This window comes from Streptomyces sp. NBC_01268, from assembly GCF_036240795.1.
Classification (GTDB): Bacteria; Actinomycetota; Actinomycetes; order Streptomycetales; family Streptomycetaceae; genus Streptomyces.
Genome location: NZ_CP108454.1, coordinates 201850 through 221798, shown reverse-complemented (window position 1 = coordinate 221798; position 19949 = coordinate 201850). Strand labels below are relative to the sequence as shown.

Below are 19949 nucleotides of genomic sequence, written 5' to 3'. Positions count from 1 at the left end.
AAAGCCCCCGGTCGGCCCCGTCCTCGTCCGAGGACGGGGCCGACGCCGTCATGCCTCGTTTCGGAGGCTGATCACGGCTTGCGTCCACACCACGCTACGAGGCGGTCGATGGCCGGCGCGTCCTCGTCGACGTCGACCGCGGCCCCGAACGGCGCACCGTCACACGGTGTGCGTCATGACCTCATCCTGGAAGCCGAAACAGGTCATCTCCTGGCCGCTTTCAGAAAGAGAATGGTCGGCATGAGAGCCGATCGCCTGGTGGCAACCCTGCTGTTCCTCCAAACGCGTACCCGTGTGACCGTGGCCGAGGTCGCCGCCGAACTCGAAGTGTCGCCGCGGACGGCGCGCCGCGACCTGGAGGCCCTGTCCACCGCGGGCATCCCGGTCTACTCGCAGCGTGGCCGTGGCGGCGGCTGGTCGCTGGTCGGCGGCGCCCGTACGGACCTCACCGGGCTGACAGCGGAGGAGACCCGGGCACTGTTCCTGCTGGCGGGCCCCTCGTCGACCACGCCCGAACTCCGCACGGCACTGCGCAAGTTGGTACGTGCCCTTCCCGCACCCCTGCGGTCGGGTGCCGAGGCCGCGTCGCGGGCCGGCCACAACGACGGCACGGACTGGTCCCGCGCCGACGTCACGGCCACGGGGCCGCACCTCGACGCGCTCCGGCGGGCCGTGGTGGACGGGATCCAGGTGCGGCTCGGGTACGCCGGGCCCGGCAAGCCCCTCGGGGTGCGAACCGTCCATCCGCTCGGGCTCGTGGCCAAGGCCGGTCACGACTATCTCGTCGCCGAGACGGAGCGGGGCCTGCGGACGTTCCGGCTCAGCCGGGTCGCCTCGGTCGAGGCGACCGGCGAGCCCGTCGTACGGCCGCCCGGCTTCGACCTTCCCACGGTCTGGCGTTCGTTCGCCGCGCGCCTGGAGGAACGGCTGTACGCGGCGACGGTCCGGGCCCGGGCCGAGCCGGGTGCCATGGCGATCCTGGAGAGGCTCTTCGCCGGGCGCCTGCACGTCGGCCCGGAGCTCCCCGACGGGTGGACGGAGATACGGGTCGACGGGCCGACGACGGAGGTCGTCGCGACACAGCTGGCCGGGCTCGGGGCACGCATCGAGGTGCTGGACCCGCCGGAGGCAAGGGAGCGGCTCGCACGTCTTGCGGTGGAGCTGGCCGGTGTGTACGGACCGCCGGCCCCTTCCTGAGCAATAGGCAGCGCGCTGGCCCTAGGGGTAGCCTCCAACACTTCCACGGGCAGACCGACCACCCCCGGCCGGACGGACATCTCGTCGGGGGCGCGTGACGACGACGAGATGTCCGCCCGACCGGGCGACGGAGGTGGCGTCGGACGCCGGGCGGGGTGGTCAGTGCTTGGTGACCGCTCTGGAGTCGGTGCGGGGCCGGAGCCCGGTCAGCCGACCGTCCACTTCTGGTTCGCCCCGCCGCTGCAGGTCCACAACTGGAGCCGGGTGCCGTTCGCCGAGCTGTTGCCCGTCGCGTCCAGGCACTTGTTCGCCTGGATGTTCACGATGTCCCGTGCTCCGCTGACGGCCCAGCGCTGGGCTCCCGTGCCGTTGCAGTCCCACAGCTGCACGAGGGTCCCGTCCGCCGTACCCCCGGAGGCCGCGTCGAGGCACTTGCCGAGCGCGCGGATCGTGCCGTCCGAGCCGACCGTCCACTGCTGGGCGGCGGTTCCGTTGCAGTCGTAGAGCTGGATGGGGGTGCCGTTGGCCGTGTTCGCCGCGGCGACGTCCACGCACTTGCCGCCGATGCCCGTGATCCGGCCGCCCGTGCCGGGGGCGTCCCCGGTGGTGACACGGACGTGGTCCACGACGAGTTCCTTCGGGAAGGTGGTCGAGCCGTCCGGGTCGCCGGGCCAGTAGCCGCCGACGGCCAGGTTGAGGATCAGGAAGAACGGCTTGTTGAAGACCCAGCTGCGGCCGCCCAGGTCGGCGGGCGTACGGGTCTGGTACACGGTCCCGTCCACGGACCAGGTGATCCGGTCGGGCGCCCAGTCGACGGCGAAGGTGTGGAACGCGTCGGCGAAGGCCTGCCCGCCGGGCAGCGTGTAGCCGGCGCCGATGCCGCCGGAGCCCGAGTAGCCCGGACCGTGCAGGGTGCCGTGGACGGTGGAGGGCTCGAAGCCGACGTTCTCCATGACGTCGATCTCGCCGGAATTGGGCCAGCCGACCTGGCCGATGTCGTTCCCGAGCATCCAGAACGCGGGCCACATGCCCTGACCGCGGGGCACCTTCATCCGCGCCTCGACCCGCCCGTACTGCGCGGTGAACTTGCCGGAGGTGTTGAGGCGGGCCGAGGTGTATTCGCAACGGCCGTACCAGCATTGGTAGTTGCCGGGGTTCTCGCGCCGCGCCGTGATGACCAGGTGGCCCTGCCCGTCGAGGGCGGCGTTGGCGGCGCCCGCGGTGTAGTACTGCCGCTCGTGGTTGTTGACGTTGTCGCCCGTCTCGATCTGCCAGCGACCGGCGTTGACGGCGGAGCCGGCGGGGCCGTCGAAGTCCTCGTTGAAGGTGACGGCGGCGGCCTGCGCGGCCGGGGCGACGCGGGTGTCGACCTCGGCGGCGGGTGCGGGAGCGGTGGCGGCGAGCCCGAGCAGCAGGGCGGCGCCGGCGAGGGCCGAGAGGGCCTTGCCGAGGCGGCGGCGGGGTGGGCGGGAGGAGTGCATGCTCTCTCTTCCGTCAGCGGTAGGGGGTGGGGGGAGGGGGCGGGCGTTCCCGAGGCCTGATCCGAGCTCGATCCGAGCTCGATCCGGACCCGATCCAAGCCGAGTCCGTGCACGGGCTCCGATGCGCCAGGTGCCATATGTCGTGCGCATGACATGCCGCGCCGGTCGGGGAGCGCGCGACTCGTTTGTTGCCCCCATGATTTAAGAAGTAAGTTAAGAGCCCGTCAAGAGGGTTGGAGCGCCTGCGGAAGCGCGCGTTCTCCTTCGAACTCCAGCCGCTGAGGGAACTGTTGCTGTTCCGGGGGTGAGGGGACGGCCGACACCGCGCGGTCGGGTGCCGGTGCGCCGAGCGCGGATCCTCCCGATGAGGGGCCCCGGCCGGCCTCTGTGGGGCCGACCGGGGAATCGGGTCACTTGCCGGGGCACTCCTTCCATGCGAGGTGGTAGATGGTGTTGATGTCGCCGTCGGTGGAGTCCATCGTCATGTAGCTGGTGTTGGCGGGGTTCGACGTGCCGAGGTTGACGCGAAGCTCGGTGTTGATGTTGAAGTTCCGCTGCACCCCGCACGGCGCCCAGACGAGCTGGGCCCAGTCGGTCTCGTCCGTGGCCTGCCAGTTGTCCTCGTGCGGGCCGCGGAAGGCGTGGGTGCGCGACGCGGTGCTCGGCGAGCCCTGGAAGTAGTACGAGGCTTTCTCGGTGCTGCTCGCGCCCGGCCGGAGGGAGGCGTAGCCGCGGTAGTCGGCGCTGGCGACGGCGTAGGTGAAGCCCTGCGGAACGTGCACCACGAGGCTGAGCTGACAGTTCTTCCGGGCGGCCGTGGGGGCGGAGTTGCCGCCCACCTGGGCCAGGTACTCGCTGTAGGTGACGGTGAAGGCGGTGTTGTCCTCGGACACGGCGATGGCGGCGGTGCCCAGGGGGCAGCCGGAGCCGTTCACGGTGGCGATGTCGATGACGATCCGGTCCGGGGGCGGGTCGACGATCGACGACGGCCCCGCGTGTGCGGGCAGCGCCGAGGCGAACAGCGCGGCGGTCGCCGCGGCGACCAGCAGGGGGACTCTCATGTTCGTTTCTCCCATCCAGAGCTTCGGTGCCGGGCGGGCGCGGGCGCACGGCGGCGCGTCCGGGTGACGGAGGGACAGGTCGCTCGGTGAGCCCTCGGCGCGGATGCCCGTCACGTGACCTGATGCGACGGATCGCACGTACGGATTGCGGTCCTGGTCGTGCAGAAGGGTGGTGTAGTCGGCAACAGTTGAAGCATCATGGGCATGACAGGTCGCTGCCGACGGTGTCCCCGCCAGTGCGGGCGGGGGTGCTGGAATGCTAGGAGCCCCGACGCTGCGGGGCAGGGGGGAGCCCGGCCAACAATCGCCTCGTTGAAGGCCCTGTTCTGGCTCGGACACATCGGGTGACGCCTCTGGGGTCCCACCCCCACCCCACGTCTCGCCTGTCACGGAAGCGGCACAGCCGATTCCGGAACGAAGGACCGCCGGACGTCCGGTCCGTCGCCCCGCCGGCTCGCCCGGCCCGCCACTCGCCGGCCCGTCCGGTCCACCGGCACGTCCGTTCGACGGGCCGCCCCGGCAGCCCCCGTCGCAGGAGCAGCGCCGTCAGGGAACGTCGTACACCAGGTGCGTCGCCGTCGAGGTCACCGTGACGCTCCGCTGCGCCAGCGTCAGGGGCGCGCCACCCGTGAACAGCGGAGTCCCGGCGCCCAGTACGACCGGGGCCAGGTGCAGTACCAGGACGTCGACGAGCCCCGCCGCCAAGGCGGAGCCGATCGTGGCACCCCCTCCCATGAGGACGACATCGAGCGCGCGTCCCGAGGCAGCCGACGCGGCCTCGGCGCGCTCGCGCGCGACGGCGACGGCGTCGACCAGACCGGTGGTGACGAAGGTCCAGTCCAGGTCGACGAGCCGTACCGTCTCGGGCGGCGTGCGCGTCACCACCACGAAGGCCGGTTTGCCGACCTCGCCGGCCCCGTAGCCGGTCGTGTCGTCCCAGCCGTACGGCCCGTCGACCACGTCGAAGAGGTGACGCCCGAGCACGACGGCGCCCGAGCGGGCGGTCCCTTCCGCGAGGAGGCGCCGGTCGTCGGGGTCGTCGGAGAAGGCCCAGGTGTGCAGGGCGTCCCCGCCCGTGCCCAGACCCGTGTCCGGCCCTGGGTCGGGACCCGTGACGAAGCCGTCGAGGGAGACCGAGATGTCGGCGACGACACGCGTCATGCGGCCACCGTCCCCACCCGGGGCCCGCGGTCTCCGCCCCTCCCGTAGCCGTGCGCCGGCCGTGGGGGCGGGGGAGGCGGGGAAGCCGGACGGCCGTGCAGCGGTGGAGATGAGTGCATGCCCGGCACAACGACACAGGGAGCGCGGGGACACCGCTGACCCAGGCCCCCGCGGAAGGTCCAGGGCTGCGCGCACGGCCTTCGCGTGCGCGCCGGCGAGGCTCAGGAGTCCGCGCATTGGAGTGGTGCGGCGGAGGGGGAGCGGCGTGGTCCCCGTCGCGGCCGGTGCCGGTCCCTAGGGTCGGCGGAGGCACGGCACAGGGCCGGTCGCCCGGATGCGGTGGGTGAGTGATGAGACGTACGACGGTCGGTCCTGACGCGGTGACCTCGCAGCTCCCCGGCCGGCCCACGGCACGTCGATGGGCCCGTCGGCTGGCCGCGGCGGCGGGCCTCCTGGCCCTGTGCGCGCTACCCGTCGGCGCGGCGGGCGCGACCGACACCGGGCCGGGACGGCCACACGGGCCGGCGAGCCTGTACGTGTCCGACTACGGCAACAACCGCGTGGTCGTCCTGCCCACGGACGGCGGCGCCCAGACCACCGTGCCCTTCGAGGGCCTCGTACGCCCGACCGGCATGGCGTGGGACGCCGGCGGACGCCTCTACGTATCGGACACCGGGAACAACCGCGTGGTCGTCCTGGCCGCCGGCGGCGGCCAGTCCACCGTCCCGACCGAGGGGCTCTCGCGGCCCCTGGGCCTCGCCGTCGCCCGTGACGGGGACCTGTTCGTCGCCGACAGCTTCAACGACAGGGTCGTGAGGATCGCCGCTTCCGGAGGTGGGCAGACGACCGTCCCGACCTCCGGCCTGCTGCACCCCTGGGGACTCGCTCTCGATGCCGCGGGGAGCCTCTACATCGCCGACTTCGTGAACGACCGCGTGGTCAGAGTGGGCGCCGACGGCAGCGGCCAGTCCACCGTGCCCACCGTCGGCCTCTCCCAGCCCACGGGGCTCGCGCTGAACTCCGCGGGGGACCTGTACATCGCCGACAGCGGCAACAACCGTGTGGTGAAGGTGGCGGCCGACGGCGGGCGCCAGACGACGGTGACCACCGACGACCTCGCCGATCCGCTGGGCCTCGCACTCGACGGCTGCGGCGGCCTGTACATCGCTGACGGCTTCCACAACCGGGTGGTGCGCGTCCGGGAGACCGGCGGCGGTCAGACCACCGTCCCGTCGACCGGCCTCAACACCCCGACGGGCCTCGCATTCCCGCCGGTACAACGATGAGCACCAGGCCTGCCGGGAACCGACGCGCGGGCGAGGCGTCCGGGCGGCGATCCCGGACCGGCCGGACCCAGAGGCCCACTGTGGCAGCGCAGGACACACCGGGCGGGGAGCGGTCCCACCTCAGGGCCGGGGCCCCGTCCCGTTGAAGAGGGCGTCGAGAACACGGCCGATGTACGCGTGTGTCAGGGGTTCCTGCGTGATGAGCAGGCGGAAGTACAGGGGGCCGGAGAGGACGCCCATCGCCAGGTCCAGGTCGAATGCGGGCGCGAGTCGCCCTTGGTCTCGTGCTGTCGTGAGGCGCGCCACGGTCTTCTGCGCCTGTGGCGCGATGAACCGCTCGTGGAGCGCGGCGGCCACGCCGCATGCCTGAGCGGGCGGCTCCGGGACCAGCATCGAATTCCTCAGCCGTTCACGCACCTGACGGTGTCCCACGGATCGTCGGGGGCGGTGTTCGTGGCGACGACGGCAGGGCCGTACTGGTACTGGCAGGCTTCAGTCCAAGACAATCGGCCTTTGTCCTTGATCGGCTCAGAAGTTCCGTCCGCGCGTATGCAAGTCCAGTCCTTGACGGCCTGGAGATCGTCCCCTTCTGAGCGTGACGAGGCGAACCCTTCGTGCACGCAGTATGCGAGGACGTTGATCGGGCGGCCGATCTCGGGTGGTCGCGACGGTCCACTACCGCTGTGCGGCTGGAGGCCGAGGTAGGTCAGCACACCGATCGCTGTGCCCAAGACGGTGAAGGCCACTCCAATCTCTGCGCAGGTCACACGTCGCATGGTCAAGGGTCAGGGACTTTCCGTCTGCAAGGTGAGCGCGGCCAGGTGTTCAGACTACGGAAGGAAAGGCCGCCAGGACGGTGGCGCGCCCGATGCGGCGCTGGTCCGTACTGGCTGACGAGCGTGCCGTCACGGGACGGTCCATCCGGTCGTGTCCCGCGCGCTGGGCGTCGAGGGCGTTGACGGTGTCCAGTTGCCGGCCCAGGCGAAGGATGTCACCGCTGCCGACAGGCGGGGCGACCCCTGAGAGGGTCACGGTGCCGGCGGCGACGGAGGCGGCGGTGAGGAAGGCGCGCCGGTGCAACGGGTCCTCCGGAGCGGTCTTCTTGCGGCGGGGCCGGGTCAGGGAGCGGCATCCGGCTCCTCGGGGAGGGCGAGGAGGAGCGGTGAGCCCAGTCGGGCGTCCGGATGCATGCCGAGCAGGTGGTGCACCACGCCGGACAGGCCGGGGAGCAGGCCGGGTGAGAACGCCTCCTTCGCGAGACCGCCGACCGGGCCCCGCTGTTCGATGCCGGTGAGCAACTCGCCGTCCGCCTGTGCGGCCGACGGGCCCTCGTAGCCCTCCAGGGCGCGCAGGCGGTGCAGGAGTTCCGACAGCCCGAGGTCGCCGTGGCACAGGGTGTGGCTCCAGCCGAACCCCTCGCGCAGGCCGGCGGGACCCGAGCGGAGCGCCGTGCGCAGGTGGCGGGGGTCGCCCGTGCGTGCGTGGAGGTCGATGGCGGCCAGCCCGATGCCCGTACTGCCGTGACACCACGCGGTGGGATGGTCCACGTCCCCTCCGACCCGCGCGTCGGCCCAGGCAGACACCTCCGGCTCGTACAGCGTCTCCTCGAAGTCGTGTGCCAGAGAGCCGAGTTCGCGCCACCGGCTGCGGTCGGCCGGACTGCCGGCCGGGGAGAGGCTGAGGCGGGTGAGCGCCCACCCGGCCCCGGTGGCGCCATGGGCGAACCCGCCGATGCCCTCCGGGAACATGACGGTGGACCAGCGCGCTCCGCGGTCGTTCACGATCGCCGTCCGTTCCAGCTGTCGGCCGGCCTCCGCGGCGACGTCCAACCAGCGTTCCTCGCGCGTGAGTTCGGCGAGGTCGAGGAGCGGGACCGGCACGCCGGCCACGCCGCTGAGCACGTCCAGCGCCCGGTCCTCGGCGAGGGCCGACGGAGTCAGCAGCGCGGCTCTGGCGCGGGCCCGTTCCAGCAGGCCGGGCGTCCCGAGGAGGCGGTGCAGCGCGGCCCACGTCCACACCTGGGAGGCGATGCCGGTGAACCCGCCGAGCTGACGGGTCGGCGTCGCATCCTCGGTGGCGGCCAGCACCTCCAGGGTGCCGGCCAGGACGGAGTCGACGCCGTGCACCTGATCGGCCCGGCCGGCGCGCTGTTCCCGCAGGTACTCGGCGAGGGCGAGGGCGACACCGCCCTGCCCGGTGTAGAGGTCCGCGCCGAGCGGGCGGATCGCCCAGCCGTAGTCCGTGAGCACCGGACTGATCCAGGTCGCGGTGGCGTCGGTGCCGCGCACGGCGGCCGCGCAGACCGTCCCCACGGCCTGGGCCGCCAACGCGCGCCGGCGCCGGTCCAGGTCGTCGGCGTGAGGGGAGCGGGCGGGCGTGCGTACCCGTCCGGGAAGGCGGCGCTCGTTCAGATAGGCGCCGACCAACGCGCTGCGGATGGTGTCCCGCTCGCGTGCGAGGTCCGCGTGCCGCCACCCCGCCAGGAAGGCGGCCGGCAGCTCCGCCTCCACCCGCGTGTCGAACACGGGGACGTCCCCCACCATGAGGTCCTCGATCTCCCGGTCGATCACCGCGGGTTCACGGGGTGCGCCCGGGGCGGCGAGGGCGTTGCGGTGGAGGATGTCCTGGGCCCGTGCCCGGGCGGCGTCGGGGTCGTGCAGCGAGGCGGGGTGCCAGAGCATCCGGCCGATGTCCGTGTACGTCTGGGTGGGCCGGCGGATCCGGCGCACCCGACAGCCGGCGAACTCATGGAGAAGCGGGCCGAGTCCACCGGCCGCGTCGAGCTCGGTGAGGGCTTCGGTGACCGCGTCGAAGCCGGCCAGCACCCGGTCCCAGTGGCGGATCAGCACAGGCTCGGGGCTGGGGTGGTTGGCGGCCGGCGGCAGGTCCACCTCCTCGACCTCCAGCCGCGCGGTGTCCCGCCCTCCGTCCGCGATGACCGGGACGCGGATACGCGGCTGCTGCCCGGGCAGGCCGCCGGCGGCCGAGAGGTCCACCCCGGCCAGGGCGTAGCCGTCGGTGCGCAGCGGGAGGATGCCGGTCCGCAGCACGGTGGTGCGGATCGTCCGGGCAGCCTGGTCGACGGCGTCGCCGCGCCCACTCGGCGCGACCTCCACGTCCGGGGTGAACAGGGCCTCGGCGTCGACCACGGCGGGCACCGGACCGTGGGCCACCAGGTTCTCGGCGTGGAGGTCGGTCCCGCCGAGCAGGCGCATGACCGCCAGCCAGCCGCCCAGGGCGCGGTAGAAGCGGGCCAGCTCGGCCTCGTCGCGGCAGTAGTGGTGCGCGAGGTACTCGGCCCAGCCGTAGCCGTCCCGGACCACCACCCTCGGCACGCCGAGGTCCTCGGCGCCGGGGACGGCCGTGACGAAGGCGCGGAGGGCGGCGTCCACCTCCACCGGCCGCGGCTTGTACATGACGGCGGTGTGCGCGAAGGCCAGCCGGGCCACTGCCCGCCCGCCGTGGTGGGTGTCCCCTCGGGCGAGCTCCAGGCCGCGCAGGGGGCCGGGGTCGGCGCCGAGCAGCTCCGTGACCGCCTGCCGGTCCGCGGCGAACCGGCCCCCCAGCTCCAGGGCCCCTTCGATCAGCAGTCGTCCGGAGGCGAGGGCCCGCGGGTGCAGCGCCGGATACCGTCGACGCAGGGTCTCGGCGAAGCCGGGGGCACAGGCGCGCCCGAGGAAGGCGTCCCAGCGCGCGGACGGGTCTGCGCCCGGTAGCTCGCCGGCCAGGGAGGCGGCCCGTAGTTCCAGCAGGAGTACGCGGTTGAGCCGGAGCTGGAGGGTACGGCGGAGGGCGTCGCGTGTCGCCTCGCGCAGTACCTCGCGCTCCTCGGGAGCCAGCCCGGTGATCTGCGGCACCCGGCGGTCCAGCTCCGTGAACAGGGGCTCCGCGAAGGTGTCCACCGGCCCCGCGAACCACCCTTCGGGGGGCGGTCCTTCGGCCGCGCGGGCCGCTGCCACGGGTTCCACCATGCTGAGTCCTCTCCTGACGGCTGGGGCGGGGTGCCGCGCACCGGGCCGGCCGGAGCTGAGGGCCGGCCGGCCCGGACCGGGGAACCCGCTGCGGGTTCCCCGGGTGGTGCGTTCGGTGCGGCGGCTCGTCAGCAGCAGTAGCTGTGCCAGGAGCCGGTACAGCTGCTGCACCCCGTCAGCAGGGCCTCCGTGCCGTCGGTGAGCGCGGCCTCTCCGGCGGCGCCGCCGACGTAGAGCGGGCCGGCCGGGTTGTCGGCGCCGAAGGCCGTTTCGGCGCCCTGGAGCCAGGCGGTGACGATCTCGTCCGTATGCGTCGTGGACATGACAGGCATGGATTCCTCCTGTGATTCGCCGGAATGGCGCGGAGCTCCAGAATCCACCGGAGGAACCCCATCCGGGATCCGCCTGAACCGGCCAATTGCCCGCGGGACGTTCGGGCGGCGTCGAGCCGGCATGCAAGCCGCCTCGCGCCGTCGACGCGGCGGCGTAGGGACCCGGCGCGGGAGGGGTACGCCGTGGTCGCGGGCGTCGCGCCTTCCCCCGTTGCCGCGCTGCCGCGCGATCCCGGCCGTGCGACGACTGCGCCCGTCAAGGGGTGCGGTCCGCGTACATCCGGCCAACAGCCGTCCGGTAGGCGGACACCGCGGACACGGCGTACACCGTCGGAAGGGGAACTCGGCGAGCGGATCGGCGTTCCGGGTACGGAGCAGACCGTCGCTGAGCATGCGGGGCGGCGATGCGCTCGGTTCCAAGTGGGCGCCGCCGCGGGTTCACCTGACGTCCTGCGTCCGCGCCCCCGGGCCCCCGGGCCCCCGGCCCCGGCCCCGGTTCCGTCCCCGGCGAGCCTGTCGAGCGCCGCGACCGCGAGGGCGCTGATGGCGGGCGGCAGGGCCGTGCGCGGGTCGGGGGCGAAGAGGGGCGAGTGGTTGGGCGGCAGGCCGCCGGCCGAGGACGCCCACGGGCGGGGGCTCGCGGTGCCGATCGTCCAGTAGACGAGGGGGACGCCCTGCTCACCGTGCAGCGCGGTGCCCGCGTCGCCGAACAGCGCGAAGTCCTCCGAGGCCAGGGACGGCGGCCAGTCCGCGCCCCGGGCGGGGCCGAAGAGCCCCGTGTGGGCGGCGCGGACCGCCCGGGTCGCGACCGGGTCCGGCACCACGTTCACCGCCGTCCCCGCGCGCACGGTGCCGACGGTGAGCGTGAGCTGCTCGCCCGGGGCGCTCTCGCCGGAGACGACGGTCTGCAGCCGGGTGATCACGGCGGCCGCCGTCACCACCGGGTCGACCGTCAGATGGGGAGTGCCGGCGTGCCCGCCGCGCCCGTGCAGGACGACGTCGAGCGCGACGCTCGCCGCGGTCAACGGGGCCTGTCCGGTGCCGTGCGCGACCATGCCAGCCGGAAGGGGCGCGGTGTGCTGGGCGAGGACGACGTCCGATCTGCCGAAGCGCCCGGTCGCCGAACAGCGCGGCCGTACGGCGTTCCGCACCGGACAGCTCCGGGGTCCGGTGGACGTCCAGGTAGAGGCCACCGACTCCGTCCCGGTGCACCGGCACAACCTGGCCGAGGAGCCGGACAGCGCGACCGCCCCCACCGGCAACGTGTGGACCGACCCGCGCGGGGGAGATGAGCAGGGCCCCTGTTATCGTGCGCCGATGTCAACGATCAAGCAGTTCCAAGTGACCTTCGACTGTGCGGAACCCGCGCGCCTCGCCGCCTTCTGGTGCGAGGTGCTGGGGTACGTCGTACCGACCGTCCCGGAGGGCTTCGCCACGTGGGAGGAGTACCACGACTCGCTGCCGCCTGAGGATGAGGTCTACTTCGCGTGCACTGATCCCTCGGGTGTGGCGCCGCGCGTGCTCTTCCAGCGAGTCCCCGAAGGCAAGGTCGTCAAGAACCGGGTGCATCTTGACGTGCGGGTCGGCACCGGACTCGTGGGTGACGAGCGCCTGGCCACACTCGAGGCCGAATGCGCACGGCTGATGGCGCTCGGCGCGAAGCACGTGCTGACGCAGCGCGCCGATGGCGTCAACGAGTCCTGCATCACGATGCAGGACATCGAGGGCAACGAGTTCTGCCTCGCCTGAACCTCCTCCGAGACCGCGAGGGGAAGCCGCCCCTCAGCAAGATGACCCACTCGCCAAGAGGATCGACACTGGGGCGCTGGTTGATCAAGTGGAAATCCGGGTGTCGCGGACTTGCAGCCTGCGGCGCATTGCCATCTGTCCGGCGGGTGACGACCGCCGTGCACATCACCACGGCACTACCCCGGCGTCTTCGAAGAACCTGCCGGTCGGGCCGTCGTCGGGCAGGGTCGCGAGCTTGATGGCGATCGCCGCGCCCTGTTCGGGGGTGCGCACGCCGCTGAATCCGTTGAGGTCGGTCGCGACGTAGCCGGGGCAGCCGACGTTGATCAGGATGTTCGTGCCGCTCAGCTCCCGGGCGTACTGGAGGGTGACGGCGTTCAGGAAGGTCTTCGACGGCGTGTACGCCGCGGACACGGGACCCGTCGTCTGCTCGGCGGCGGCTCCTGACTGCCGGGTGAGAGAGCCGACAGTGCTGGACATGTTCACGATCCGCGGTGAGGCGGAGCGGCGCAGCAGCGGCAACATCGCGTTGGTGACGCGGATGACGCCGATCACGTTGGTCTCCACCACCGTCCGAATGGTGGCGGGATCGACCTGGGTGGGCTCCTGCGGCCCGCCGCCGGTGATGGCGGCGTTGTTGACGAGCACGTCGAGGCGCCCGGCTTCTTCCTCGACCAACCGCGCGGCGGCGCTCACGCTCGCGTCGTCGGTCACGTCCAGCGGTACGCCGAACGCCTCGACGCCGCCCGCTCGCAGCTTCTCCACCGCTGCCTTGCGGCGCTGATCGTCGCGGGCGCCGACGCCGACGCGCCAGCCGAGGGCGCCCAGACCCGCGGCGATCTCGTAGCCGATTCCCTTGTTCGCGCCGGTGACCAGCGCAATCGTTCGTTCGCTCATGGGGACCATGCTGCCCTCGGGCCGCGGCGGGGGTCCAAGACCGATCGGGTGGTCGGCGATACCGTCAGGGTATTGATCGGGGATAGCGTGGCGCCATGGAGACGCGGGAACTGCGATACTTCGTCGCTGTCGCTGAAGAGCTGCATTTCGGGCGCGCCGCGCAGCGGCTCGGGATCGCGCAGCCGCCTTTGTCACGGGCGATCCAGCAGCTCGAACGCCGGCTCGGGGCGGCGCTGCTGGATCGAACCAGCCGCACTGTCACGCTGACCGAGGCGGGCTCGGTGCTGTTGGCCGAGGGCCGGGCGGCCCTCGACGCGGTCGACGCCGCCGAGCGCCGGACCCGCCGCGCTGCCCTTTCCGCGACCGGCCGTCCCGGCCTGGTCCTGGTCACGAAGGCCAGCGCGTCCAGAGAACTGCTGGCGAAACTGCTCGACGCGTACGCCGCCGAACCTGGCGCGGTCCCCGTCGACGTCATCCTGTGCGGCCCGGCCGAGCAGGAACGGCTCCTGCGCGAAGGCCGGGCCGACGTGGCGCTGCTGCACCGGCCGTTCGACTCGACGGCCGGGTTCCACACCGAGGAGCTCAGCACGGAGGGCCAGGTCGCGGTCCTGCCGGCCGGGCATCCGCTCACCGCCCGGCCCCATGTGTCCATGGCCGACATCACCGGCCTGCCGGGCCTGCCGCTGCCACGCTGGCCCGACCCCGACGGCACCTACCCGCCGGGCCCGGGCCCGCAGGTCCGCGACCACGCGCAGCTGTTGCAGCTCGTCGCGCTCGGCCGTGCTTGCGCAGTCTCACCGGAGTCGTGCCGAGCCCAGCTGCACGGTGACCTCGCAGCCGTGCCCGTGCTGGACGCGCCGACAGTCACCACCGTGATCGCCTGGCCGCCGCAGAGCCGGTCCAGAGCCGTCGCCGACCTGGTCCGGACTGCGACCCGTCTCTAGCGGTTCCAGCGTCGGGATCGCTCGGGGGAGAAATGACCCACCCGGACAAGGGAACCGAGACGTTCCAGTACGAGCTGGGCGTGGACGAGTCGTTCCGTGGGCGTGGCGTCGGCCGGGCTCTGGTGTCTGCGCTTGCGGACCTGTCACGTGAGCGGGGCTGCTACGGCGTGTGGACGATCACGGACGAGGAGAATGCGGCGGCAGCCTCATTCCGAGGGGGATTCCGAGCCCCCGAAGTCAGGCGTGGCGAGGTCGGGCCTGGAGTAGGAGGCGGGTCCCGGACCGACTGTCGGGCCGGAGAAGTCGGGGTTGGAGAGGCCCACCCTCCCGTAGCCGATGGTCGGGATGCGGCCGGGCGAGCGGTGCGCGTCGTGCTGGGGAGGTTCGGCGCTGGGGTCGGCTTCTGCCTCACGCAGAAACGGCAGGATGCCACGCTCCACCAAGGCGCGCTGCCATGCCTCTCTGGCGGACGACACGTCATCTCCGAGGTCCTCGGCCTGTTCCTCGGCAGCTGGTGACGTCGGGCCGGACCGTAGGGCGGTGACGACGAGTCCGACGGCGGCGGCCAGGACGGCTGCCGCAGTGGCCGCCGCGAACCACCAGCCCACAGTCACCAGGGTGTGCGCGAACCCGGGCTGCGGGCTGAGCAAGGCCAGGAGATATCCGACCAGCAGGAAGATCACCGTGGCGGTGCCCGCGAACACGGGCGCCAGGACCGCGGCCACGGCGAGTGCGCCGGCCCCGGTCGGTTCCTCGTCCAGGAACTCATGACTGATCGGCCGAGAGCGATCAGGCGTGTGGTCGGCGGGACGCCGCACTGAGGTGTGCGGTGCCCGATGCCGCTCTGAGCCGCGCCGGCGATGCGTCTGCGCGGCTCTCGGTGCCTCGGGAATCACACGCAGCCCAAGCAGCGCTGCCAGCAGACGACGGCCGAAGGACATACCGGCCCACCGCCGCGGGGCGACTCCGTCGCTGATCCGGCGGTCTCCCGGTCGTCCGGCGCCCAGCACGGCAGCCGCGAACCGAAGGCCCAGAGCTGCCGAGGCGCGGCGGACGGAGGTCCGGCTTCCGGAGCCGGAGAAGTCGGAATCCGAGCGCGGGGGCGAGAACACCGTGCCCGAGGATGCGGAGAGAACTGCCGACCCCCGCCGTCCCTCACGGACTTGAACGTAGCGGTCGTACTCGGTCGCCGCTGCCGCAGCGATCCGGTGGGTGGCGCCCAGCGCCAAGGTGCGCAGTTGCTCGGTGCTGAGCCGTTCCCCGCCCGCCCGCAGCCCCGGTCGTTCGTGGGCGCGACGGAGCACGTCGTCGAGGAGCCGCTCGTACTCGGGGCGGTCTTCGTCATTCAAGTACGGACCGCTGTTCACGGCCTCTCCTCCCCGAGTGCGGGCCCCGGGCGCCATCGTGGCGCGCCTGGACCGTCGAGGCCCGGCCCCGCCGTGTCGGGGGGCACGGCGGGGAGGGGAGTGTCCCCGATCTGCGGGGAATCCGGGAGCTGTGGGTGTTCCATGGAGAGTTCGTCGAACACGGGCTCCGGCCTACGGGTGTCCGTGAGCCTCGGAGGCTGCGCCGGCGAACGCGAGCGTCGCCCGGACACGGAGGAATGCGGTCCTTCCTCGGAGGCGGTGGGCTGGTTGGGAAGCTCGGCGGTGGGCATGGACCTCTGCACCACTCGGGGCAGGGAGCCGACGGCACCCGGGTCGCCCGCACCGCCCACCCCCACGGCACCGGTGGCCGTAGGGATGGGCGCCTCGGTCTCCGTGGCAGCGCCGGCCGGTGACCGTTCGCCCGTCACCGCCTCGTTCACCGTCTGTATGCGGCCCAGTTGGGTCAGCAGCATGGGTGCCGACACTCCGACGACGAGGGCGGCGTACCCACCGCTGATCTGACCCGTGGTCCCGAACAGCACAGCGGCCCCTGCCCCCATCACGCTGTGCACGATGGCAGCGACGGGGTCGACGACGGGGTCGAAGTAGGCCGTGAACTGCGGGGCTGCTCCCGGTGCCGTTCCCTCTGCTGCCGACTGCCGGTGGGCGCGACGGTCGGCCTGCCAGCAGACGAACCGGGTGTACAGGTCCAGTGCCCCGCGCAACAGACCGCCCGACGCCCCTAACAGAATCAACGTAGGGACGTCCACGGTCTCCCCTGGATAGCGGTGCTGACGCCTGGTTGCGAGCTTCCGGCCACGGGACGAGCCTAGAGCCACCCGCAAGCCACGGGGAAGGACCGTTCAGGCATCGCCATGGGCGATGGAGCGCAGGGCGTCGATGGTCTCCTGCTCGTCCTGCTGGGTGCCGTGGTCGCTCAGCTTGACGATGACGGTGCGGCTGACGGGGTCGACGTAGGTGTACTGGCCGTAGACGCCGATGGCGGAGAAGTCCTTGCCGTTGCCTCCCGTGGGGTGCCACCACTGGGCGGAGTAGCCCCAGCCGTCGATGCTGTGGAGTGTGGGGGTGGAGAGGCGGTCGATCCACTGCTCGGGGATGACCTGCCGGCCGCCGGCCCTGCCCCTGTCGAGCACCAGCTGGCCGACTCGCGCGAAGTCGCGGGCGGTGGCGTTGACGCAGCAGAAGGCCTTCTCGGTGCCGCCGTCGCGGTCGAGGTTCCACGTGGCCGTACGGGTGGCGCCCATGGGGCCCCACAGGCGTTCACCGAGGATCTCGGCCAGGGGCCTGCCCTCGACGCGGGACAGGACGAGTCCCAGCATCTGGGTGTCGACACTGCGGTAGGTGGCCTGGCTGCCGGGTGTGTAGGTCACGCTCCGGTGGTCCCGCACGAAGGCGGGCAGGTCCCGGGTGAGGAGCATGCGGGCGGTCCCGGTGAAGGGCCACCAGGGCTTGTAGTTCTCGTCCACGTCGATGCCCGAGGACATGTCCAGCAGGTGGCGCACGGTGACGGTGTCGTAGGCGCCTCCGGTGCGCAGCTCCGGCAGGAGGTCCACCAGTCGGTCCTCCTCGCTCAGCTCGCCGCGCTGGACGGCCTGGCCGACGAGCAGGGACACGAGCGACTTGGCCATGGACCAGGACGACATGCGGGTGTCGGCGGTCACCCCGTCCGCGTACCACTCATGGGCGATCTTGCCGTCCTGGAGGACGACGAAGGCGTTGGTGTGCGTTGTCTCCAGGAACTGCTCGAACGGAAGGCTCCCTCCCTTCCACGGCACAGTGCGAGGCGCCGGCTGCGGGGACGCGGGCAGCTCGGAGGTGGTGGAGGCGGTGGTGACCGTACGGGCGGGGAACCGGTCGCCCTGCCGGGAGGGCTGGGTGGACTGCAGTCGGGCCAGATCGTGGGGCGCGGGGACGTCCATGAGCGTGGTCGCCGCGTAGGTCGAACCGGCCAGCAGGGTCAGGGCTATGCCTGTGCCGGCCGCCGCCCGTCCGGTCCGGCGCGCGGGCCACCACGGGGCGCGGGTGGAGACACGGGGCGTGTGCTCGCTCGAGGGATTCATACTGGAGGTCTCCCAGCTCGTTTCGTACGGGGATGGGGGCCCGGGACGGTCGTGCTGGTTTGGACGCCGAGGTCGGCCGTCCCGGGAGTTCGGGGGCGGGCAGGAACAGCGGTGCGCGTGAGGTGGTCCGAGGAGCCGTCAGCCGTCGCTCGTCGCCTGGACCGATTCCGCGGCCAGCCAGAAGGTCTGCAGGAGCGAGTCGAAGACGTCCTCGTCCTGCCGGGCCAGATACGGGAGGTGGGCGGCGAGCGCCGGGTACTCGTCGGCGGAGACGGTGGCGTAGGTCCCGGCCCACAGACGCTCGTCGGCCTCCCGGACGTGCGCGGGAAGGACCGCGTATCCCGCGAGCATGCCGGCGTAGGACAGCACCGTGTTGGCGAACAGCTTCTGGAGGCGAGCCGCGGCGTCCGGCGGAAGACCGAGCTCCTGGAGGGCCGCCAGCATCATCTCGATCGCCGCGAGTTCGCCCGGTCCCCGCAGGGTGCGGCAGGCGATGGCCGCTCCGACGTACGGGTGGGCCACGTAGACCTCGACGACACGGTGGGCCAGGCAGGTGAGCCGGTCACGCGGCGGCAGCCCGTCGGGCACCCGTTCCACGGCCATCCGCAACAGGCGGTCGCCGACCGCGAGCAGCAGCGCGTCACGGTCCGCGAAGTGCCGCCACACCGAGGAACGGTCCACACCCAGTTCGACCCCCAGCGTCTTGCCGGTCAGACCGTCCGGCTCCGCACGCGCCGCGATCCGCACGGCGGCCTCCACGATCGACTCGGGCGACAGTCGTACCCCTTGCTTTCCGCCGGCCACGGACCTTCCCTCCACCAAGAAATCACCGATGTCATCAATGATGACATCCGCGTTGACGGGAGGCGACGCCGGCTTCGGCGCCAAGGCGCGGCGGCGGGCGGTGCATCGGCGGCGCCACCTGCCGGGCGAAAGATGACGAAACCCTGACGGGCGGGCGTCGGCCCTGTTCGTCGGCGCCGCCACCTGGTCGAATCGACGCCATGGACGACGACCATGACGAGATCCGGGGCGCTCCGGTCGGCCGACGTGTCGTGCTGGGGATCCTCGGCCTTGGGGCGGTGGGAGTCCTGGCGGGACCTCGACTCCAGCGTGCGCAGGAGGAGGTGGTGAGCCGGGACCCGACCGGGCTGACGGCGGTGCTGCCCGGATCCGCCGGCTTCCGGTACTACTCCGTGACCTCGTCGGTCCCGGAACGGGGACCGGCCACGTACACCCTGCGGGTCGACGGACTGGTCGAGCGCCCCGCGGAGTACCGACTGGCCGACCTCCACGCCATGCCGCAGCGCAGGATCGTGCACGACGTGCAGTGCGTGACCGGCTGGCGCGTGCCGCGCACCCCCTTCGAAGGCGTACCGCTCGCCCATGTCCTCTCGGCGGCGGGGGTGCGGCCCGAGGCGCGCGCGGTGCGGTTTTGGTGCTTCGACGGCGCGTATACCGAAAGCCTCACCCTGGAGCAGGCACGGCGGGACGACGTCCTGATCGCCCTGCGGCTCCGCGACGCCCCGATCTCCCATGCCCACGGCGGACCGGTCCGCCTCTACGTCGCACCCATGTACTTCTACAAGTCGGCCAAGTGGCTGTCCGGAATCACCGTGACGGACACGGTCCGTCCCGGGTACTGGGAGGAACGCGGGTACGACACCGACGCCTGGGTCGGGAGGTCGAACGGACGTGACGATGCCGCCACCGTCTGACCGGCTGATCCGCTTCGACCGAGCCGTGCGACGGGTCCACCGGACCACCGCCTGCCTGATGCTGGTCTGCCTGGCCACCGCGGCCTGCCTCTACCTCCCGCCGCTGGCCCAGATGGTGGGCAACCGGCGGGCGGTGGCGGCCGTCCACCTGTGGTGCGGCATCGCCCTTCCGGTTCCGTTCGCAGGCGGGCTCGCCCTCCGGGCGGTCCGGGCCGACGCGGTACGGCTGAGCCGGTTCGGCCCGGCCGACCGGGCGTGGCTGCGCGCCGTGCGCCGCCGGCTGCCCGAACGCCCCGCGGGCAAGTTCAACGCCGGACAGAAGCTCTACGCCCAGTGGACGCTGGGGTCCATGCTCGTGATGCTCGGAACCGGACTGGTCATGACTGCGACAGGGCTCGCTCCGCTCGCGTGGCGGACGGGAGCGAACTTCGTGCACGACTGGGGAGCCACGGCCGTCTCGGCGGCGGTCCTCGCTCACGTCGCCATGGCCCTGCGGGACCCGGAGGCGAGGACGGGCATGCGGACCGGCACGGTGGATCCCCGCTGGGCCGCGCGTGAGCATCCGCTGTGGAAGGACGGCGTGGCGGAGAGCGAGCAGAGCGGGGAGACGTCCTCCCACGGCTGTGGGAGCAGGGCCACGAGAGCTCCGTTCTTCGGGCCGGGAGCATGACGGAAGCCTTACGGCCCGGTGCGGGAACGGCCAC

At 72.5% G+C, this 19949-nt stretch carries 17 protein-coding genes and 2 pseudogenes; 7 read left to right on the top strand and 12 right to left on the bottom strand.

The genetic code is table 11. The features are described from left to right. The first annotated feature begins 240 nt into the window (after positions 1 to 240). Complete coding sequence (locus OG309_RS00980) at positions 241 to 1197, top strand: helix-turn-helix transcriptional regulator (protein WP_329417405.1); 957 nt, start codon at positions 241 to 243, stop codon at positions 1195 to 1197. A gap of 206 nt (positions 1198 to 1403) precedes the next feature. On the opposite strand, the gene OG309_RS00975 is transcribed toward OG309_RS00980, so the two are convergent. The 3 genes from OG309_RS00975 to OG309_RS00965 form a co-directional block, all read right to left on the bottom strand. Further along, positions 1404 to 2678, bottom strand: coding sequence for a ricin-type beta-trefoil lectin domain protein (locus OG309_RS00975; RefSeq protein ID WP_329417403.1), 1275 nt, complete (start codon positions 2676 to 2678; stop codon positions 1404 to 1406). A 410-nt stretch (positions 2679 to 3088) separates the two neighbouring features. Further along, positions 3089 to 3739 carry a DUF4360 domain-containing protein gene (locus OG309_RS00970; RefSeq protein WP_329417401.1) on the bottom strand — a complete coding sequence of 217 codons (651 nt, stop codon included), beginning with the start codon at positions 3737 to 3739 and terminating at the stop codon, positions 3089 to 3091. Positions 3740 to 4285: 546 nt separating this feature from the next. Further along, positions 4286 to 4900, bottom strand: coding sequence for a dihydrofolate reductase family protein (locus OG309_RS00965; protein WP_329417398.1), 615 nt, complete (start codon positions 4898 to 4900; stop codon positions 4286 to 4288). A 350-nt stretch (positions 4901 to 5250) separates the two neighbouring features. Between OG309_RS00965 and OG309_RS00960 the strand changes: the two genes are divergently transcribed. After that, positions 5251 to 6186, top strand: a complete 936-nt coding sequence (locus OG309_RS00960; RefSeq protein WP_329417396.1) for a virginiamycin B lyase family protein — start codon at positions 5251 to 5253, stop codon at positions 6184 to 6186. Positions 6187 to 6306: 120 nt separating this feature from the next. Here the strand turns inward: OG309_RS00960 and OG309_RS00955 are convergent, their stop codons facing one another. The 5 genes and pseudogenes from OG309_RS00955 to OG309_RS00935 all read right to left on the bottom strand — a co-directional run. Beyond that, positions 6307 to 6579, bottom strand: a complete 273-nt coding sequence (locus tag OG309_RS00955) for a TetR-like C-terminal domain-containing protein (RefSeq protein WP_329417395.1) — start codon at positions 6577 to 6579, stop codon at positions 6307 to 6309. 432 nt (positions 6580 to 7011) lie between these two features. Next, on the bottom strand, positions 7012 to 7266 hold the full coding sequence (locus OG309_RS00950; protein WP_329417393.1) for a hypothetical protein: 255 nt from the start codon (positions 7264 to 7266) through the stop codon (positions 7012 to 7014). A gap of 38 nt (positions 7267 to 7304) precedes the next feature. Beyond that, a complete protein-coding gene (locus tag OG309_RS00945) occupies positions 7305 to 10157 on the bottom strand; it encodes a type 2 lanthipeptide synthetase LanM family protein (protein ID WP_329417390.1) in 2853 nt (950 codons plus the stop codon). A gap of 128 nt (positions 10158 to 10285) precedes the next feature. Then, positions 10286 to 10480 carry a DUF6229 family protein gene (locus OG309_RS00940; RefSeq protein ID WP_329417388.1) on the bottom strand — a complete coding sequence of 65 codons (195 nt, stop codon included), beginning with the start codon at positions 10478 to 10480 and terminating at the stop codon, positions 10286 to 10288. An 881-nt stretch (positions 10481 to 11361) separates the two neighbouring features. Beyond that, positions 11362 to 11544, bottom strand: a pseudogene (locus OG309_RS00935) (amidohydrolase); the annotation flags it as partial. Between the two features lie 262 nt (positions 11545 to 11806). On the opposite strand from OG309_RS00935, the gene OG309_RS00930 reads away from it, so the two are divergent. Next, on the top strand, positions 11807 to 12238 hold the full coding sequence (locus OG309_RS00930) for a VOC family protein (protein WP_329417386.1): 432 nt from the start codon (positions 11807 to 11809) through the stop codon (positions 12236 to 12238). A 165-nt stretch (positions 12239 to 12403) separates the two neighbouring features. Here the strand turns inward: OG309_RS00930 and OG309_RS00925 are convergent, their stop codons facing one another. Then, complete coding sequence (locus OG309_RS00925) at positions 12404 to 13135, bottom strand: SDR family oxidoreductase (RefSeq protein WP_329417384.1); 732 nt, start codon at positions 13133 to 13135, stop codon at positions 12404 to 12406. Between the two features lie 95 nt (positions 13136 to 13230). On the opposite strand from OG309_RS00925, the gene OG309_RS00920 reads away from it, so the two are divergent. Together OG309_RS00920 and OG309_RS00915 are read left to right on the top strand one after the other, a co-directional pair. Continuing rightward, complete coding sequence (locus OG309_RS00920; RefSeq protein WP_329417382.1) at positions 13231 to 14079, top strand: LysR family transcriptional regulator; 849 nt, start codon at positions 13231 to 13233, stop codon at positions 14077 to 14079. Positions 14080 to 14111: 32 nt separating this feature from the next. Continuing rightward, positions 14112 to 14273 (top strand): annotated as a pseudogene (locus OG309_RS00915) (GNAT family N-acetyltransferase); the annotation flags it as partial. A 12-nt stretch (positions 14274 to 14285) separates the two neighbouring features. On the opposite strand, the gene OG309_RS00910 reads toward OG309_RS00915, so the two are convergent. The 3 genes from OG309_RS00910 to OG309_RS00895 form a co-directional block, all read right to left on the bottom strand. Next, positions 14286 to 15446, bottom strand: a complete 1161-nt coding sequence (locus OG309_RS00910) for a hypothetical protein (RefSeq protein ID WP_443067650.1) — start codon at positions 15444 to 15446, stop codon at positions 14286 to 14288. Between the two features lie 863 nt (positions 15447 to 16309). Further along, positions 16310 to 17527 carry a serine hydrolase domain-containing protein gene (locus OG309_RS00900; RefSeq protein WP_329417379.1) on the bottom strand — a complete coding sequence of 406 codons (1218 nt, stop codon included), beginning with the start codon at positions 17525 to 17527 and terminating at the stop codon, positions 16310 to 16312. A gap of 138 nt (positions 17528 to 17665) precedes the next feature. Next, complete coding sequence (locus OG309_RS00895; protein WP_329417377.1) at positions 17666 to 18331, bottom strand: TetR/AcrR family transcriptional regulator; 666 nt, start codon at positions 18329 to 18331, stop codon at positions 17666 to 17668. A 200-nt stretch (positions 18332 to 18531) separates the two neighbouring features. On the opposite strand from OG309_RS00895, the gene OG309_RS00890 reads away from it, so the two are divergent. Both OG309_RS00890 and OG309_RS00885 read left to right on the top strand, forming a co-directional pair. Further along, complete coding sequence (locus OG309_RS00890) at positions 18532 to 19245, top strand: molybdopterin-dependent oxidoreductase (RefSeq protein WP_329417375.1); 714 nt, start codon at positions 18532 to 18534, stop codon at positions 19243 to 19245. After that, positions 19229 to 19915, top strand: a complete 687-nt coding sequence (locus OG309_RS00885; RefSeq protein WP_329417372.1) for a cytochrome b/b6 domain-containing protein — start codon at positions 19229 to 19231, stop codon at positions 19913 to 19915. The genes OG309_RS00890 and OG309_RS00885 overlap by 17 nt, the downstream gene beginning before the upstream one ends. Positions 19916 to 19949 lie beyond the last annotated feature (34 nt).